Below are 17,167 nucleotides of genomic sequence, written 5' to 3' on the forward strand. Positions count from 1 at the left end.
TATAAAGGTATTAAAAACAAAGGATTTAATGCTAAAAATATGTAAAATTATATTGATAGAAAGTAGCACTTATGCTATACTATCTAAGGTAAGAAAATACACACACTATTCAATTTGCAAAAGGGTGCCTTTAAATAAGGTTCTTTGCTTAAATGACAATAGTGGAGGAAAAACCAGGAGGTAATATAATGTCAGTTATATCAATGAAACAATTGCTAGAAGCAGGTGTTCATTTTGGACACCAAACAAGAAGATGGAACCCTAAAATGGCTCCATATATTTTCACAGAGAGAAATGGTATATATATCATCGACCTTCAAAAAACTGTAAAAAAGGTTGAAGATGCATATAACTTCGTTAAAAGTGTGTCAGAAGAAGGAAAGGATATCCTTTTTGTTGGAACTAAGAAACAAGCTCAAGAAGCTATTCAGGAAGAGTCAGTAAGAGCTGGAATGCATTTTGTAAACAACAGATGGTTAGGCGGAATGTTAACTAACTTTTCAACTATTAAAACCAGAATTAAGAGATTAGAAGATTTAGAACAAATGGAGCAGGACGGAACCTTCGAAGTTCTTCCTAAAAAAGAAGTTATCAAGCTTAAAAATGAAAAAGAAAAGCTTGAAAAAAATCTAGGCGGAATTAAATCCATGGATTCCACAAACATAGGTGCATTATTTGTAGTTGATCCAAGAAAAGAAAAGAACGCTATTTCAGAAGCTAAAATACTTGGAATTCCTGTAGTTGCAATAGTTGATACAAACTGTGATCCAGATGAAGTAGATTATGTAATACCAGGAAATGATGATGCGATAAGAGCGGTTAAATTAATAACTGCAAAGATCTCTGATGCTATTATAGAAGGCAGACAGGGTGAACAATTAGCTGAATAATTATAAAAGGTAGGTGAAGTAATTAACTTCATTTACCTTTTAAATTAACTAATAAGGAGGAGTATCATGATTACTGCACAATCCGTAAAAGAGTTAAGAGAAAGAACCGGCGCTGGAATGATGGACTGTAAAAAAGCGCTTACAGAAACAAATGGTGATATGGAAAAAGCTGTTGAATTACTAAGAGAAAAAGGTCTTGCTGCTGCAGCAAAGAAAGCTGGAAGAGTTGCAGCTGAAGGTATCGTTGAAACCTTCATAAATGAAGATTATAAAAACGCTGGAATAATCGAGTTAAACTGCGAAACTGACTTCGTAGCTGCTAATGAAGAATTCAAAACATTAGCAAGCAATATAGCTAAAATGGCAGCAGTTACTTCAGCTTCAACCGTTGAAGCCTATATAGAAGAAAAATATATAGCTGACAACAGCATTACTATAAAAGATGCAATAACTGCATTAATTGCTAAATTAGGCGAAAACATGAACTTAAGAAGATTTGAAAAATTCAGCATCGATAATGGTGTTATTCAAAGCTACATTCATGGAAACGGAAGAATAGGAGTTTTAGTTGAGCTTGAAAGCGAAGCTAAATCAGATGCTTTATTAGATGTAGCTAAGGATGTATGCATGCAGGTTGCTGCTGCTAATCCACTTTTCATAGCTAGAGAAGACGTTGATCAGGAAGCTTTAGATAAAGAAAAAGAAATTTACAGGGTTCAAGCTTTAAATGAAGGAAAACCTGAAAAGATCGTTGATAAGATGGTTGAAGGAAGAATCCAAAAATACTACAAGGAAGTTTGCTTATTAGATCAACCTTGGGTAAGAGAGCCTGATATGTCTATAACTAAATACTTACAAGAAAAATCAAAAGAAGTTGGTTCTCCAATTAAAGTAACTAGATTTGCTAGATTTGAAAAGGGAGAAGGAATCGAAAAGAAAGAAGAAGATTTTGCTGAAGAAGTTGCAAAACAAATGCAAAGTAAGTAGTTAACAGAAGAAGAGAACACCCTGTGTTCTCTTTTTTTAAAATCTCTACTGTTTAGGAGGAAAATATATGAGCTGCTGTAAATATAAAAGAGTTATTCTTAAATTATCAGGAGAATCACTTGCTGGAAATGGTGGATTTGGAATCGATTTTAACGTTGCTTTAAGGATAGCTCATGAAATAAAAGAGCTGGTTGAAATGGGAGTAGAAGTTGGTGCTGTAGTAGGAGGCGGAAATATCTGGAGAGGAAGAAGCGGTGAAGGCATGGATAGAACCACAGCTGATTATATGGGAATGATGGCTACTTGTATCAATGCTTTGGCACTTCGAGATTCTTTAGAAAGCATCGGAGTATTAACTAGAGTTCAAACAGCTATAGAAATGAAGGAAATAGCAGAACCCTTTATTCGAAGGAGAGCTATGAGACATTTAGAAAAAGGAAGGGTTGTAATTTTTGCTGCCGGCACAGGAAATCCATATTTTTCAACAGATACCACAGCGGCATTAAGAGCTGCTGAGATCGAGGCAGATGTTATTCTTCTTGCTAAAAAAGTAGACGGAGTATATGACGAGGATCCTCACAAATTCCCTGATGCGAAAAAATATGATACACTATCTTATATAAAAGTTCTTGATCAGGGATTACAGGTAATGGATTCCACTGCAACTTCATTATGTATGGATAATAATATCCCAATTCTAGTATTTGCCTTGGATGAACCTGGTAATATCAAAAAGGCCATTTGTGGCGAAAAGATAGGTACATTAGTATGTAAATAAAAGGAGGCTAGTTATGGTAAAAGATATTATTTCAAAATCTGAAGAAAAAATGAAAAAGTCAATTTCTGTATTAAAAACTGATTTAGCATCATTGAAGGCTGGAAGAGCTAATCCCACAATGCTTGACAGAATAGAGGTTGAGTATTATGGAAGCATGGTTCCTGTTAATCAAGTAGCTAATATTTCCGCTCCTGAACCAAGGGTCCTCATGATTACTCCTTGGGAAAAATCCTCATTGAAGGCTATAGAAAAATCCATCTTAAAATCTGATCTTGGAATAAATCCTTCCAATGATGGGACGGTTATAAGATTAGTTATCCCAGAGTTAACAGAAGAAACAAGAAAAAATCTTGTGAAGAATGTAAAAAAAGTTCGGAGAAGAAACTAAAATTGCAATCCGTTCCATAAGAAGAGATGCTAATGATAAACTAAAAGCACTTAAGAAGGATTCTGAAATATCTGAAGATGACCTAAAGAAAGCTGAAGATAATATACAAAAAATAACGGATAACTTTGTAAAAGATATAGATAATATAATTGAAGCAAAAGAAAAAGAAATAATGGCAATATAAATAAAACCTGCTTCAGCAGGTTTTATTTATAAAATAGTCGGGGGTATAAAAGTGTTGAATATATTCAAAAAAACAAACAATTCTAACGATAACTTTGAATTGGACTATAACAATATACCAAAACATATAGCTATTATTATGGATGGCAACGGAAGGTGGGCAAAGAAAAAGAATCTTCCCAGGACTTTTGGTCATAAAGCTGGAGTAGAAACAATAAGAAAAATAATAAAAGAGTGTAACAAGCTTGGAGTAAAATATTTAACCCTCTATGCTTTTTCTACAGAAAACTGGAAAAGACCTGCAGAGGAAGTAAACTCCTTAATGGGACTATTAGTAGAATATCTAAAAAAAGAGTTCGATGAATTAAATAGAAATGATGTTGTAATAAATTATATAGGAGATATCTCCAAACTTCCTCATAACTGCCAAACAGAACTTGTAAAAGCTAAAGAAAAAACTATTAATAATAACGGAGTAGTAATGAATTTAGCCTTAAATTATGGAGGAAGGTCTGAAATAATTAATGCATTTAACAGTTTATTGTCAAATCTCAGTGGTGAAGAATTAAAAAATATATCCATAACAGAAGAAATGCTTGAAAAACATCTTTACACAGCAGGGATGCCTGATCCGGATATTATCATACGCCCCAGCGGTGAACAGAGAATAAGTAATTTCCTACTGTGGCAGTGTGCTTATTCAGAGTTTTGGTATTCTGACATTTTATGGCCTGATTTTACAGAAAAAGATCTTCAAAAAGCAATATATGACTATCAAAATCGCGAAAGACGCTTTGGGGGTATTTAATTATGAATTCAAAATTAAAAAACAGCAGATATTTAGGTGCTCTGCTGCTTTCTCCTCTCATAATATTTCTTTTTATAGGAGGAACATATCTTAAGGCTGGAACTTTCATTATATCGATATTTGCCATGTATGAAGTATATAAAGTAGTTAAATCCAATAAGGATCATAACCCCATCCCTCTACTTGGATATTCTATGCTTATTGTTTTTTATATACTAAATTTAGACATGACTAAATTAGGATATTTGATAATACTGTTTTCTTTATTATTATTATGTATTCCTATTATCAACTTAAAATATAACTTTATAGATATGTTTATTACTTTAGGAGTATTTATTTATGCAGGAGTATTTTTTAGTTTTATTCCTGGTATATATTCTAAGCCTTATGGAAATTATCTGGTTTGGCTTATTTTTATAAGTTCATGGCTTGGTGATACTCTCGCGTACTATACCGGTAAATATTTAGGTAAAAACAAATTATGCCCTAAGGTTAGCCCTAAAAAAACCATAGAAGGCTCTATAGGCGGATTAATAGGCAGTACCTTAGGTTGTGGGATTTTTGGAATAATAATCAGTAAATATATAAGCGGAATCCCTTTAATTCATTTTTTTCTCATTGGAGCATTAAGCGGAATTATGGGGCAATTTGGTGACTTAACTGCCTCTTCTATAAAAAGATTCTTTAATGTTAAGGACTATTCTCATTTAATTCCCGGTCATGGTGGAATAATGGATAGGTTTGACAGCATAATTTTTTCTGCTGTGATTATTTTTTACTATATTACATTTATTATAAGTATTTAACTGTAGATGCATATCTGCAGTTTTTTTATTATATATAAATATGTAAGAATAATTATTTAAAATAAACGGAGCTGTTAAAATGAAAAATGGGTATAAATTATTTTACTGTATTTTGTTGCTTCTTTCCTTTGTTGGAATTAATTTCTTTGTACAAAAATATTTTAAGCCCACCTTTATTATAATAGTGTTATATGCTTTGACCATCCCCCTGTATAATTTTCTGATAATTAAAATAGAAAATCCTAAAGTATCCTCTGTAATTAGCTTAAGCATAATAAATGTACTTATAATATTTTGCGTTTTTTATATGGGGAGCTACGTTTTTGAAATCATAATGAATAAACCTTCAATAATTAATAGCTTTAACGATATATTAAAATATGTTTCACTAAAATTTAATATGAGCAATGAGGATATATGGAATAATATAAGAAAAGCAACCAATCCAATCTTCATTAAAAGTGCAGCTCTAACCGGTGAATTTATAATTATATATTTTATAGGTAATCTAACGGTTTATTTTTTATTATCAGATAGAACTTTAATACTTGATTTTATTAAAATATTTTTTCCTGATAACTACTTATTAAATATTAAAAAAAGTATTCTAAATATAAAGCAGCTACTGACTATGGAGCTTATTACCGTTCTATCCTCTACATTCATTACTTATATAGGTTTCTTAATACTAAAAGTAAATGATGCTTTTATTTTATCTATATTATGCGGTGTATTAGATATTTTACCTTATGTAGGTACAGTAATTGTTTTTATACCATTAATAATATACAATATAGTAATAAAACAATACTTTACCGCATTTGGTCTCTTATTTCTTTATGCTTTGCTGAGTGTGGTAAGGCAAATTTTCGAAGCAAATTATATCAGCAACAAATTCAGCATACATCCATTATTAATAATTCTAGCTCTTTATATAGGTATAGAAATGTTTGGAATTTTTGGGTTATTTATAGGGCCTTTATATGTTATAATGGCTAAAGAAATAATTATTAATTAATGCAGGAGGACAACATGAAGAACTTAACAATTATAGGTGCAACAGGATCAATTGGAACGCAGGCAATAAGCCTTATAAGAAAAAATAGAGATAAATATAACTTAGCTGCTATTTCAGCTCATAAAAGCATTGAAAAAGTTATAAATATTATAAATGAATTTAACATTAAGCATGTAGCTATTACTGACAGAGATACCTTTGAAAGATTGAAAGATCACTGCAGTTTAAAAAATTTGAAAATCAACATTTATTATGGCGTGGAAGGATTAAATAGAATATGTACTTTAGAAGAAATAGACACCGTTTTAACCTCGGTTGTTGGAATGGTGGGTCTTATTCCTACTCTTGAAGCTATTAGAGCCAAAAAAGATATAGCCTTAGCTAATAAGGAAACTCTTGTGGCAGCAGGGGAAATAGTTATGAGAGAGGCAGAAAAGAATGGAGTTAAGATACTCCCTGTTGATTCTGAGCATAGTGCTATTTTTCAGTGTCTTCAAGGTAACGAAAATAATAAAATTGATAAAATACTTTTAACTGCCTCGGGAGGACCCTTTAGAGGCAAAAAAAATACTGATCTTCAAAGTATATCAGTAGAGGACGCCTTAAAGCATCCTAAGTGGAATATGGGTAAAAAGATTTCGATTGATTCAGCTACATTAATGAATAAAGGTCTAGAGGTAATCGAAGCACATTGGCTTTTTAACTGTGATTATGAAAAAATCGAAGTAGTAGTACATCCGGAAAGTATAATTCATTCTATGGTTCAATATACCGATGGAAGTATAATAGCTCAGCTTAGTAGTGCGGATATGACCCTTCCTATTCAGTATGCCTTAAACTATCCAAATAGAGATGCTTCCTTTATTAAAAAACTTAATCTCTTTGATGTGCATACTGTAACCTTTGAAAAGCCTGATATTGGGGTATTTAAATGTTTGAAGCTCTCCATAGAAGCTGGAAAAGCCGGAGGTTTTTATCCCACGGTTTTAAATGCAGCTAATGAAGCAGCAGTAGATTTATTTCTTAAGAGAAAAATACCCTTTCTAAAAATACAGGAAATCATTGAAAGGTCCATGATAGATTTTTCTTTTAATGAATCAATGACACTTGAGTCTATTATAAAAATAGATAAAGAAATTAAAGATTTTATTTACAATAATTATTAACCAGGGGGGCAAAATATGTATATAATATTAGCTTTATTAGCTTTTGGTATATTAGTTACCATTCACGAGCTCGGCCATTTTATTTTAGCTAAGCTTAATAACGTTAAGGTAGACGAATTTGCTATAGGAATGGGTCCAAAATTATTTTCTATAAAAGGCAAGGAAACAGAATATTCATTAAAAGCACTACCAATAGGAGGGTATGTAAAAATGTTTGGGGAGGAAGAAGGCCTTGGTGATCCTAGAGCTTTTATGAGCAAAAGTCCCCTTCAGAAAATCAGTATTGTTGCTGCAGGAGCAATAATGAATTTTTTCTTAGCGGTATTAATTTTTTCAATTATATCCTTTAATAATGGTTACATTATACCTAAGGTAAGTGAAATACTTCCAAACTCTCCTGCTGAGAAAGTAGGACTTAAACCCGGAGATGTGATTACAGAAATCAATTCCAATAACGTTCTTACTTGGGAAGATTTTACCCTCCATCTCATGATGTCTAACGGCGGAGATGTGGATATTAAATATAAGAGAGATGGTCAATTAAATAATATAATTTTAACTCCTGAAAAAGATGAGGCTGAAAATAGATTTAAGGTGGGAGTAGGGGGAACTATAGTAAAAGAGCCTGCTTTAGGTAGTTCAATTTCTCAGGGTTTTAAACAATCCATTTCTACAATAAATCAGGCTTTCTTTTCTCTTAAGACTATATTTACTGGAAAAGCAAAGCTTAACGATGTAGGTGGTCCAGTAACTATCATAAGGGTTTCGGGAGCAGCTGCAAAAGCAGGAATTTGGAATTTAATGTGGTTTACAGCTCTTTTAAGCGTTCAATTGGCTGTATTTAATTTATTACCTTTCCCTGCCCTAGACGGCGGCTGGGTATTTATACTTCTTATTGAACTTATAACACGAAGAAAAGTGAGCGATAAAATAATTCAAACGGTAAACTATATAGGTATGTCCTTACTCCTTATACTTATGTTCTTAGTTACTGTAAAAGATATTTTATTTCCAATTAAATTATAGGAGATGCTGTAAATGAATAGACGATTAACGAGAAAAGTAGTGGTAGGCAGTAAGTTTGTAGGGGGGAGTTCTCCTATTTCTGTTCAATCAATGACAAACACTGATACACGAGACATAAAAGCCACTATAAATCAGATAAAAGAATTAGAGGAAAATCACTGTGATATTATAAGGTGTGCTGTTCCTGATCTGCAGGCAGCAGCTGCTTTAAAAGATATAATCAATAATATAAATATTCCTTTGGTGGCAGATATACACTTCGATTACAGATTGGCTTTAGAGTCTATTAAATCCGGGGTCTCTGCCTTAAGAATCAATCCAGGAAATATAGGAAGTATTGACAGGGTTAGAACCGTAGCTTATGCTGCAAAGGAAAGGCAGATCCCAATAAGGATAGGAGTAAACAGCGGTTCATTAGAAAAAGACCTTTTAGAAAAGTATAAAAAAGTCACACCGGAAGCCTTAGTAGAAAGCGCATTAAGACATGTGGCTATATTAGAAAGTATAAACTTTAATGATATCGTAATCTCAATAAAATCCTCGGATGTAAATATGATGATTGATAGCTACAGACTTATATCACAAAAAGTGAATTATCCCCTTCATATTGGAGTAACAGAAGCAGGAACCTTATGGAGAGGAACTATAAAATCCTCAATTGGTATAGGGGCTTTACTTTCTGAAGGAATAGGAGATACTATTAGAGTATCATTAACAGGTAATCCTATTGAAGAAGTAAGAGTAGGGAGGGAAATATTAAAATCACTTGGGCTTATATCGTCAGGCATCCAGTTTATTTCCTGTCCTACATGTGGAAGGACACAGATAGATCTTATTAAAATAGCTAAAGAGGTGGAAGATAAACTAAAAGATTATCCTAAGGATATTAAAGTTGCAATTATGGGATGTGCAGTAAATGGCCCCGGAGAAGCTAGAGAGGCAGATATAGGTATAGCAGGTGGTATAGGCGAAGCATTGATCTTCAAAAAAGGACAGATAGTAAAAAAAATAAAAGAAGAATCAGTGGTTGAAGAGCTTATAAAAGAAATAGAAAATATGTAAGTATAAATCTTCATTTTTTTCCTTCAGATATGCAGGAAAGGAATGAATTGTATTTATTTGGATAATTTTTAAAATGTTCTTGTATTATATATATGCCTGTGATATTATTATCTTATAGATTATTTATTTTATAGTATGCTTTGTGAAGAGTGGGCTAAAACCCGCTCTTTCTATTTGTATTCACAGCACTTAAGCTAATACAAATCTCTATATAGGTAATAATACCTATATAGATTAAAAATGTTTATTAGAAGTAAAGGAGGTTTAAAATGAAATTAGAAAGTTTAATCAAAGATATAGAAAATTTAATTAAACCCGCTATAGAGCAGATGAATTACGAATTATATCATGTTGAATACGTAAAAGAAAACAGTGAATATTACCTTAGAATATATATTGATTCTCCTTCCGGGATATCTCTTCAGGATTGTGAGAAAGTAAGCAGAACTGTAAGCGATATAATGGATGAAGCGGATCCCATTAAAGAACATTACTATCTTGAAATTTCATCTCCTGGTATCAACAGATATCTATATACTGTTAAGCATTATGAAGACAATATTTCTAAAAAGGTTAAGGTTAAAACCTCGGCTCCTGTTATGTCAAAAAAGACCTTAGAAGGTATTTTAAAATCTTTCAATGAAAATGAATTGATAATAGAAAAAGATAATGATGAAATAATAATTCCTAGAGATAAAATTAAATCAATAAATGTGGAAGAGGATTTTTAATGAGGAGGCTTTTGAAAAATGAATGAGGAATTTATAGGTGCATTGAAGGAAATTGTTAAAGAAAAAGGAATCAGCGAAGATTTATTATTTACTACCATTGAAGATGCACTTGTAGCAGCATACAAAAAAAACTACGCAAATACAAGTAGTGCTGCTCAAAATGTAAGAGTAAGCATGAACAGAGAAAATGGGGAAATCCATGTTTACGCCCAAAAAACAGTAGTGGATGACATTATTGACGATGTCACAGAAATATCCTTAGAAAAAGCAAAGGATATAAGCCCTAAATTTCAGCTTGGAGATATAGTAGAAATTGAGGTTACCCCAAGAGCTTTTGGCAGGGTTGCTGCCCAGCTGGCAAAGCAGGTAGTAATACAGAGGATTAAAGAAGCAGAAAGAAATATAATTTATAATGAATTTATAGAAAAGGAATTTGATATAATTCCAGGAATAGTTATCAGAAAAGATAAAGGGAATGTATTTGTTGATTTAGGAAAGGTAGAGGCAGTGCTTGGAGCAAATGAGCAAATGCCCGGTGAGGAATATAACTTTAATGAAAGGCTGAAGCTTTATATCGTTGAGGTTAAAAATACACCTAAAGGTGCTCAGGTTGTGGTTTCAAGAACACATCCCGGCCTAGTAAAGAGGCTTTTTGAACTGGAAGTACCTGAGATATATGAAGGCATCGTGGAGATTAAGAGCATTTCAAGAGAAGCAGGCTCAAGATCCAAAATAGCTGTTCATTCCAATGATGAATCAGTAGACGCTATGGGCGCCTGCGTTGGACCTAAAGGAGTAAGGGTGCAGAATATAGTAAGTGAACTAAAAAATGAAAAAATTGACATTATTAAATGGAGCAAACTTCCTGAGGAGTATATCGCTAACGCTTTGAGCCCCGCAAAGGTTTTGGATGTCAGTATCGATGAAGAAAATAAATCGGCCAGAGTAATAGTAGATGACAGCCAATTATCCTTAGCTATAGGAAAAGAAGGTCAAAATGTAAGATTGGCAGCAAAATTAACGGGCTGGAAGATAGATATTAAAAGTAAAACTCAAATAGATGAATAACCTTTTCATAAAAGAGGTGATGTTATGAAAACACGTAAGATTCCTATGAGAATGTGTAATGGATGTATGGAAATGAAACCTAAAAAGGAACTTATACGAATTGTTAAAAGTCCTGAAGGTGAGCTTTCTATAGATTTAACCGGGAAAAAACCCGGTAGAGGAGCTTACATCTGCAAAAATGTGGAATGTCTGGATAAAGCAATTAAAACAAAAAGAATTAACAAAAATTTAGAAACATCTGTTGATGAAGAAATATACAAAAGATTAAAGGAAGAAATAATTAATGAATAAATTCCTGCAGTTTTTATCAATAGCAAAGAAGTCTGGAAGCATTATTGAAGGGTATAACAATTGTGAAGCAGTGTTAGGAAAGAAACATATTTCTTTGTTTCTGTTCTCCAATGAGATATCTAGTAATTCAGAAAAAAAGTTTGCTAAATATTGCGAACTAAACAGTATACCCTATATAAAAGAGTTTTCTAAATATGAACTAGGCAGTTCTTTAGGACGCACAGAAATAAATATAGTTTGTGTAACAGATAAAAATATTGGGAACAAGCTTTTAACCATTTTTAGGAATGGTTAATCAACAAAAACAAAATACTAATCGGGGGTGAATGACTTGTCAAAAATAAGAGTATACGAATTGGCAAAAGAGCTTGGAATATCAAGTAAAGATTTAATAACGATGCTTATGGATGAATTCAATATAGAAGTTAAAAACCATATGAGCGTCATAGAAAATGAAGATGCAGAGCTGATTAAGGAACTTCTAAATGACAAAGGTACTGCAAATGTTAATGGTGAAGACCAAAAAACTATTGTAGATGAATATGAAGATATGCTTGCTGAAGAAGTGAATAAGACATTTAAAAAGAACAAAAAATATAAGAAGAATGACTTTAAAGACAGTAATGAAGATGACGAAAATGATTCAGAGGATTCTTCCTTCATTGAAATTGGAGAAACCATCACTGTTAAAGAACTTTCAGAAAAACTAAAAAAGCCAACTACCGAAGTTATTAAAGCTTTAATTTTTACTGGGGTAATGGCTGCAATTAATCAGGAAATAGACTTTCATACAGCAGAAAAAGTTGCTGAAAAATTTGATGTTGTCATAAAGAAGAAAGAAGAGTCTGCAGGACAACTAGAAGCTGATACTGAAATGTATGATGATGATGACAGTGAAAAAAGACCTCCTATCGTTACCGTTATGGGACACGTTGACCATGGAAAAACTTCTCTTTTAGATGCTATAAGAAAGGCTAAGGTCACAGCAACCGAAGCAGGTGGTATTACACAGCATATAGGTGCATATACAGTTAATATAAACAATGAAAAGATAACCTTCTTAGATACTCCCGGACACGAAGCTTTTACTTCCATGAGAGCAAGGGGAGCCCAGGTTACTGACGTAGTAATATTAGTTGTAGCAGCAGATGACGGAATAATGCCACAAACTGAGGAAGCTATAAATCACTGTAAGGCTGCTAATGTACCTATGGTAGTAGCTATCAACAAAATGGATAGACCTGGAGCCAATCCAGATAGGGTTAAACAAGAGTTAACAGAATTCGGTCTTGTATCTGAGGATTGGGGAGGAGATACTATCTGCGTCCCAGTATCCGCTAAAACCCAAGAAGGAATTGATACTTTATTAGAAATGGTATTACTGACTTCTGAAATTCAAGAGCTAAAAGCTAATTCATCAAGAAATGCAAGAGGTACAGTAATTGATGCCAAATTGGATAAAGGTCGTGGTGCTGTTGCTACCTTATTGGTTCAAAACGGTACATTAAACGTAGGAGATTCTATCCTAGTAGGAACTACCTATGGAAGAATAAGAGCTATGTTTGATGATAAGGGTAAAAAGATTAAATCTGCTGGCCCTTCAATTCCTGCTGAAATTTTAGGTCTTTCAGAAGTTCCTTCAGCTGGAGACAGATTTTATGTTGTAAAAGATGAAAAGACAGCTAGAGAAATGGCTCAAACAAGAAAAGATAAAATAAAGGACGAAAACCTTCATTCTTCTAACAGAGTATCACTTGAAGACCTTTATAATCAGATAAAAGAAGGTAAGGTTAAGGAACTTGCATTAATAGTTAAAGCTGATGTACAGGGGTCTGTAGAAGCAATCAGACAATCCCTTGAAAAATTATCTACAGAAGATGTAAAGGTAAGAGTTATTCACGGTGCAGTAGGAGCTATAACAGAAACGGATGTTACTTTAGCAACAGCATCAAATGCGATAATAATCGGTTTTAATGTTAGACCTGATGGAAATGCAACAAGTTTAGCAGAAAAAGAGAATGTAGATATAAAAACTTATAGAATAATATATGATGCTTTAGAGGATGTTAAGTCAGCTATGATCGGTATGCTGGAACCTGACTACAAAGAAGTAGTATTAGGACGTGCGGAAGTTAGGCAGACATATAAGCTTTCCAGCGTTGGAACTATTGCCGGATGTTATGTACTTGATGGAAAAATCACTAGAAACAGCGATGTAAGAATTATCAGGAACGGAATAGTAATCTTCGATGCAAAATTAGCATCCCTAAAGAGATTTAAAGACGATGTTAAAGAAGTAGCCTCTGGTTATGAATGCGGATTAAGTATCGAGAAATTTAATGACATAAAAGAAAGCGATATAGTAGAAGCATATACAATTGAAGAGGTTAAGAGAAATCAGCTATAAAGAGGTGATTTATATGGCCAACTACAGATCTGGAAGAATAAATGAAGAATTAAAGAAAGAAATAAGCAATATTATAAGAAATGATATTAAAGACCCTAGAGTTTCAGGAATGGTCAGTGTGACTAATGTTACAGCTACTAAAGACCTTCGCTATGCAAAAGTTATGCTGAGCATATTTGGAACTGAAAAGCAGAAGGAAGAAACTTTAGATGCCTTAAAGAATTCAAGCGGTTTTATTAGAAGAGAAGTAGGTCATAGAATAAAATTAAGATATACTCCAGAACTTATCATTGAACTTGATAACTCTATTGAGCAGGGAATGCATATTAACTCTATAATTCAAAAGATTAAGGAGTCTGATGATGAGTCTGAACAAAATAGCTAATTTAATAGAGCAGAGCACTACAATAGGTATAACTTTTCATACCTCTCCTGATGGAGACTCCTTAGGTAGTGCTCTTGCACTACTTATTGCCCTCAGAAAAATTAATAAAACTGCTTATATACTATCTAAAGAAAAAATACCAGAAGATTATTCCTATCTTCCATTAAGTCATGAAATTACAGGAGATACTTTTATTCCTGCTGAAAACACAGATATAATTATTGTAGTGGATTGCGGCAACATTGAGAGGATTAATGCAGTATTAGATAAATATAATGATAAGATCATTAATATAGACCACCATCTTTCCAATGGTATGTATGGTTATTTAAACTATGTAGATACGAAAGCTGCAGCTGCAGCTGAAATAATTACGCTCTTATAATAAACCTAGGAGTTAATATCTCACAAGATATGGGTGTATGTTTATATACCTCACTGCTTACTGATACAGGTGGTTTTAAATATTCAAATACCACTCCTGAAACCCATAAAATCGCTGCCGAGCTTATAAACACTAAAATTGATTTCTCTGAAATACACAGAAACATTTATGACAATAAAGATTTTAAGTTTTTAAAGCTTCAGGGTATGGTTATGGATGAAATGCTTTTATCCTATGATAATAAAGTATGCATAATGGAAATACGTGATGAAATGTTGAAAAAGCTGGATTATATTTTGGAGGACTCCTCTGAAATAATTTCTTATGGTTTAAAAATAAAGGGTGTGGAAGCTGCGGTACTCTTTAAAGAAACTCCATCAGGTATAAAGATAAGCTTCAGATCCAAAGATAAAGCTGATGTTAGAAAAGTTGCAGAAATGTTTTCTGGAGGCGGACACAAAAAAGCATCAGGAGCCTTTATAGAAAATGTTTCTCTAGAGGATGCAAAGAATAAGGTTTTACCTTTACTAAAGGAAGAGGTAATATGATAAACGGTATAATAAATGTAAATAAGCCAGAAGGAATAACTTCTTTTGACGTAGTTAGAACAATAAAAAGACTATGCGAAAAAAAAGAAAAAGTAGGTCATGCCGGAACTCTGGACCCTCTGGCTACAGGTGTTCTTCCTGTATGCATAGGAAAAGCTACTAAGATAATAGATTATGTTATGAATGAAACAAAAATTTATAAGGCAGTTTTAAAGCTGGGAGTTAATACCGATACCTACGATAAAGAAGGGTCAGTTGTCTTAACCCGCAGCACTGAAGAGATAACAAAAGAAGGTCTGATAAAGTCTCTAAAAGCTTTTATTGGCGAAGTTTCTCAGGTTCCGCCCATGTACTCAGCATTAAAGGTAAACGGCACCAGATTATATGAATTAGCTCGTAAAGGAATAGAAGTAGAAAGGCAGCCTAGAAAAGTACATATATACTCTATAGACATATTATCGTTCAACCTGCCTTATGCAGAAATACTTGTACATTGCTCAAAAGGAACCTACATTCGCAGCCTGTGTTATGATATCGGTGAGGCTTTAAACTGTGGAGCGGCTATGTGGGAATTAGAGAGAAGGAAAAATGGCATCTTTGATATAAACAGTTCAATAAAGCTAGAGGAGCTAAATTCAGATAATATCACTGAAAATTTAGTTTCATTAGAGGAAGCATTGATAAAATACCCCAAAATATACTTAGATGATTACTTTCAAAAATTATTTATTAACGGAGTAGCTATACAGGATAAAAGGTTAATAAATACTATACCTGACTCTAATCAGGTATATGCAGTATATTCAAAAGACGATGCTTTAATAGGTCTAGGTAAGAAGAATAATAATTCTTTTAAGATAGAAAAGCTGTTAATATAGAGGTAAATTTATGTTAATTATAGATGAATATTTCAATAAAAAAATAGAAAAAAATACTTATATAGCCCTTGGAAGCTTTGACGGTCTCCATTTAGGCCATATGTCACTTATAAACAAATCTATTGAGCTGGCTAAAGAAAATAAAGGATACAGCATGGTTTATACTTTTAAAAACCATCCGAAAACTGTAGTTAAAGGAGCTACACCTCCTAAATTACTAACTAGTAATGAGTATAAACTTAAACTACTGGAGAACTCTGGAGTTGATGTTGCATGTTTAGTTACCTTCGATGAAGAATACATGAAAATTACTGCAGAGGAATTTATAAAGCTTTTAATTAAAACTTATAATGCAAAGGGATTCGTTGTTGGTTTTAATTACAAGTTTGGTTATAGAAACACCGGAGATGTAGAACTTTTAAGAAAACTTCAAAATAAATATGGATATGATTTAGTAATAATGGATCCTTTAAAATATAATGATGAAATTGTAAGCAGCTCTGTAATCAGAAAAGAAATAAGTACAGGAAATATAGAAAAGGCCTCCCTGCTCCTTAATAGGCCATATTGTTTGATAAATACAGTTATTGAAGGAAAAAAGCTTGGTAGAAAAATTGGTTACCCTACAGCTAATCTTAAGGTGGATAATAAATATGTTATTCCTGCAGTAGGAGTTTACTATACTAATATCCAGATAGATAATGTAGTATATAAAGGTATAACAAGTGTAGGAACCAATCCCACAGTTGAAGGAAAAGATTTTTCTATAGAAACATACATATTAGACTATAATGAAGACATATACGGCAGGGAAGTTTATTTATATTTTATTAAACGTATAAGAGATGAGTCTAAATTTAACAGCCTTGATGAATTGGTATCCAGGATAGATTTGGACAGAAAATTTGCCGAGGAAGAGAAATTACATGCGGTATTCTTGAAAAAATAATTTACATTTAATTTTTTCTTTGTTATAATAACCGTTGAGAACCATGTTCTAAGTTTTTAGATTTGCCTATCTTTTTACTTGGAAAATGGGGATAAATTTTGGAGGTGTTATTTTAATGGAAAAGGCAAGAAAACAAGAATTAATGGAAAAGTTCGCAAGACATGAAGGAGATACAGGTTCACCTGAAGTGCAGATAGCTCTTTTAACTGAAAGAATAAACAGCTTAACTGAGCATTTAAAGGTTCATAAAAAAGACCATCACTCAAGAAGAGGTCTTTTAATGATGGTTGGTCAAAGAAGAGGATTATTAAACTATCTTCAAGGAAAAGATATTGAAAGATATCGTGCTATCATAGAAAAGCTAGGTTTAAGAAGATAATAATAGAGCGGTTGTACCGCTCTATTATTTT

19 protein-coding genes and 2 pseudogenes are annotated in these 17,167 nt (G+C 32.7%); all 21 read left to right on the forward strand.

Features of this window, described 5'->3' with window-relative positions:
* Nucleotides 1-184 (forward strand): hypothetical protein (locus tag TA89_RS18685; protein ID WP_040211722.1); only part of this gene is annotated, 184 nt, incomplete at its 5' end.
* A gap of 4 nt (nt 185-188) precedes the next feature.
* Complete coding sequence (rpsB, locus tag TA89_RS05905; protein ID WP_040211724.1) at nt 189-890, forward strand: 30S ribosomal protein S2; 702 nt, start codon at nt 189-191, stop codon at nt 888-890.
* 66 nt (nt 891-956) lie between these two features.
* Nucleotides 957-1,877, forward strand: coding sequence for a translation elongation factor Ts (gene tsf / locus TA89_RS05910; protein WP_040211726.1), 921 nt, complete (start codon nt 957-959; stop codon nt 1,875-1,877).
* Between the two features lie 67 nt (nt 1,878-1,944).
* Nucleotides 1,945-2,655, forward strand: coding sequence for a UMP kinase (gene pyrH / locus TA89_RS05915; protein WP_040211728.1), 711 nt, complete (start codon nt 1,945-1,947; stop codon nt 2,653-2,655).
* Nucleotides 2,656-2,668: 13 nt separating this feature from the next.
* Nucleotides 2,669-3,227: pseudogene (frr, locus tag TA89_RS05920) on the forward strand (ribosome recycling factor).
* A 51-nt stretch (nt 3,228-3,278) separates the two neighbouring features.
* On the forward strand, nt 3,279-4,034 hold the full coding sequence (locus TA89_RS05925) for an isoprenyl transferase (RefSeq protein ID WP_040211730.1): 756 nt from the start codon (nt 3,279-3,281) through the stop codon (nt 4,032-4,034).
* Nucleotides 4,035-4,036: 2 nt separating this feature from the next.
* Nucleotides 4,037-4,843 carry a phosphatidate cytidylyltransferase gene (locus tag TA89_RS05930; protein ID WP_040211731.1) on the forward strand — a complete coding sequence of 269 codons (807 nt, stop codon included), beginning with the start codon at nt 4,037-4,039 and terminating at the stop codon, nt 4,841-4,843.
* 79 nt (nt 4,844-4,922) lie between these two features.
* Complete coding sequence (locus TA89_RS05935; RefSeq protein WP_040211732.1) at nt 4,923-5,861, forward strand: AI-2E family transporter; 939 nt, start codon at nt 4,923-4,925, stop codon at nt 5,859-5,861.
* Nucleotides 5,862-5,875: 14 nt separating this feature from the next.
* Nucleotides 5,876-7,027 carry a 1-deoxy-D-xylulose-5-phosphate reductoisomerase gene (locus tag TA89_RS05940; RefSeq protein ID WP_040211733.1) on the forward strand — a complete coding sequence of 384 codons (1,152 nt, stop codon included), beginning with the start codon at nt 5,876-5,878 and terminating at the stop codon, nt 7,025-7,027.
* 15 nt (nt 7,028-7,042) lie between these two features.
* Nucleotides 7,043-8,053, forward strand: a complete 1,011-nt coding sequence (gene rseP, locus TA89_RS05945) for an RIP metalloprotease RseP (protein ID WP_040211734.1) — start codon at nt 7,043-7,045, stop codon at nt 8,051-8,053.
* Between the two features lie 12 nt (nt 8,054-8,065).
* Nucleotides 8,066-9,115 carry a flavodoxin-dependent (E)-4-hydroxy-3-methylbut-2-enyl-diphosphate synthase gene (gene ispG / locus TA89_RS05950; protein WP_040211735.1) on the forward strand — a complete coding sequence of 350 codons (1,050 nt, stop codon included), beginning with the start codon at nt 8,066-8,068 and terminating at the stop codon, nt 9,113-9,115.
* 269 nt (nt 9,116-9,384) lie between these two features.
* A complete protein-coding gene (gene rimP, locus TA89_RS05955; RefSeq protein WP_040211736.1) occupies nt 9,385-9,846 on the forward strand; it encodes a ribosome maturation factor RimP in 462 nt (153 codons plus the stop codon).
* An 18-nt stretch (nt 9,847-9,864) separates the two neighbouring features.
* The gene (nusA, locus tag TA89_RS05960) at nt 9,865-10,914 is read left to right on the forward strand and encodes a transcription termination factor NusA (RefSeq protein WP_040211738.1); all 1,050 of its coding nucleotides are present in this window, start codon (nt 9,865-9,867) and stop codon (nt 10,912-10,914) included.
* Between the two features lie 24 nt (nt 10,915-10,938).
* Nucleotides 10,939-11,205, forward strand: a complete 267-nt coding sequence (gene rnpM, locus TA89_RS05965; protein WP_040211740.1) for an RNase P modulator RnpM — start codon at nt 10,939-10,941, stop codon at nt 11,203-11,205.
* Nucleotides 11,198-11,500: a ribosomal L7Ae/L30e/S12e/Gadd45 family protein gene (locus tag TA89_RS05970; protein ID WP_040211742.1), complete on the forward strand. Its 303-nt coding sequence runs from the start codon at nt 11,198-11,200 to the stop codon at nt 11,498-11,500. The genes rnpM and TA89_RS05970 overlap by 8 nt, the downstream gene beginning before the upstream one ends.
* A 36-nt stretch (nt 11,501-11,536) precedes the next feature.
* Nucleotides 11,537-13,612 carry a translation initiation factor IF-2 gene (infB, locus tag TA89_RS05975; RefSeq protein ID WP_040211744.1) on the forward strand — a complete coding sequence of 692 codons (2,076 nt, stop codon included), beginning with the start codon at nt 11,537-11,539 and terminating at the stop codon, nt 13,610-13,612.
* A gap of 13 nt (nt 13,613-13,625) precedes the next feature.
* Nucleotides 13,626-13,997, forward strand: a complete 372-nt coding sequence (rbfA, locus tag TA89_RS05980; RefSeq protein ID WP_040211745.1) for a 30S ribosome-binding factor RbfA — start codon at nt 13,626-13,628, stop codon at nt 13,995-13,997.
* Nucleotides 13,975-14,930: pseudogene (locus TA89_RS05985) on the forward strand (DHH family phosphoesterase). Before rbfA ends, TA89_RS05985 begins: the two are co-directional and overlap by 23 nt.
* Entirely contained in the window at nt 14,930-15,808 is an 879-nt protein-coding gene (truB, locus tag TA89_RS05990) for a tRNA pseudouridine(55) synthase TruB (protein ID WP_040211772.1), read from the forward strand. Before TA89_RS05985 ends, truB begins: the two are co-directional and overlap by 1 nt.
* A gap of 10 nt (nt 15,809-15,818) precedes the next feature.
* Complete coding sequence (locus TA89_RS05995) at nt 15,819-16,757, forward strand: bifunctional riboflavin kinase/FAD synthetase (protein WP_040211746.1); 939 nt, start codon at nt 15,819-15,821, stop codon at nt 16,755-16,757.
* 115 nt (nt 16,758-16,872) lie between these two features.
* Nucleotides 16,873-17,136 carry a 30S ribosomal protein S15 gene (gene rpsO / locus TA89_RS06000; RefSeq protein ID WP_052447340.1) on the forward strand — a complete coding sequence of 88 codons (264 nt, stop codon included), beginning with the start codon at nt 16,873-16,875 and terminating at the stop codon, nt 17,134-17,136.
* Nucleotides 17,137-17,167 lie beyond the last annotated feature (31 nt).

The sequence above is a fragment of the Clostridium polynesiense genome, assembly GCF_000820705.1.
GTDB lineage: Bacteria > Bacillota > Clostridia > Clostridiales > Clostridiaceae > Clostridium_AA > Clostridium_AA polynesiense.

What these genes read in the sequence shown, in the direction of transcription:
- rpsB (WP_040211724.1), top strand. Translation starts at nt 189, where the DNA reads ATGTCAGTTATATCAATGAAACAATTGCTAGAAGCAGGTGTTCATTTT.
- TA89_RS05970 (WP_040211742.1), top strand. Translation starts at nt 11,198, where the DNA reads ATGAATAAATTCCTGCAGTTTTTATCAATAGCAAAGAAGTCTGGAAGC.
- pyrH (WP_040211728.1), top strand. Translation starts at nt 1,945, where the DNA reads ATGAGCTGCTGTAAATATAAAAGAGTTATTCTTAAATTATCAGGAGAA.
- rnpM (WP_040211740.1), top strand. Translation starts at nt 10,939, where the DNA reads ATGAAAACACGTAAGATTCCTATGAGAATGTGTAATGGATGTATGGAA.
- tsf (WP_040211726.1), top strand. Translation starts at nt 957, where the DNA reads ATGATTACTGCACAATCCGTAAAAGAGTTAAGAGAAAGAACCGGCGCT.
- rpsO (WP_052447340.1), top strand. Translation starts at nt 16,873, where the DNA reads ATGGAAAAGGCAAGAAAACAAGAATTAATGGAAAAGTTCGCAAGACAT.
- TA89_RS05940 (WP_040211733.1), top strand. Translation starts at nt 5,876, where the DNA reads ATGAAGAACTTAACAATTATAGGTGCAACAGGATCAATTGGAACGCAG.
- rseP (WP_040211734.1), top strand. Translation starts at nt 7,043, where the DNA reads ATGTATATAATATTAGCTTTATTAGCTTTTGGTATATTAGTTACCATT.
- TA89_RS05930 (WP_040211731.1), top strand. Translation starts at nt 4,037, where the DNA reads ATGAATTCAAAATTAAAAAACAGCAGATATTTAGGTGCTCTGCTGCTT.
- nusA (WP_040211738.1), top strand. Translation starts at nt 9,865, where the DNA reads ATGAATGAGGAATTTATAGGTGCATTGAAGGAAATTGTTAAAGAAAAA.
- rbfA (WP_040211745.1), top strand. Translation starts at nt 13,626, where the DNA reads ATGGCCAACTACAGATCTGGAAGAATAAATGAAGAATTAAAGAAAGAA.
- rimP (WP_040211736.1), top strand. Translation starts at nt 9,385, where the DNA reads ATGAAATTAGAAAGTTTAATCAAAGATATAGAAAATTTAATTAAACCC.
- TA89_RS05935 (WP_040211732.1), top strand. Translation starts at nt 4,923, where the DNA reads ATGAAAAATGGGTATAAATTATTTTACTGTATTTTGTTGCTTCTTTCC.
- TA89_RS05995 (WP_040211746.1), top strand. Translation starts at nt 15,819, where the DNA reads ATGTTAATTATAGATGAATATTTCAATAAAAAAATAGAAAAAAATACT.
- ispG (WP_040211735.1), top strand. Translation starts at nt 8,066, where the DNA reads ATGAATAGACGATTAACGAGAAAAGTAGTGGTAGGCAGTAAGTTTGTA.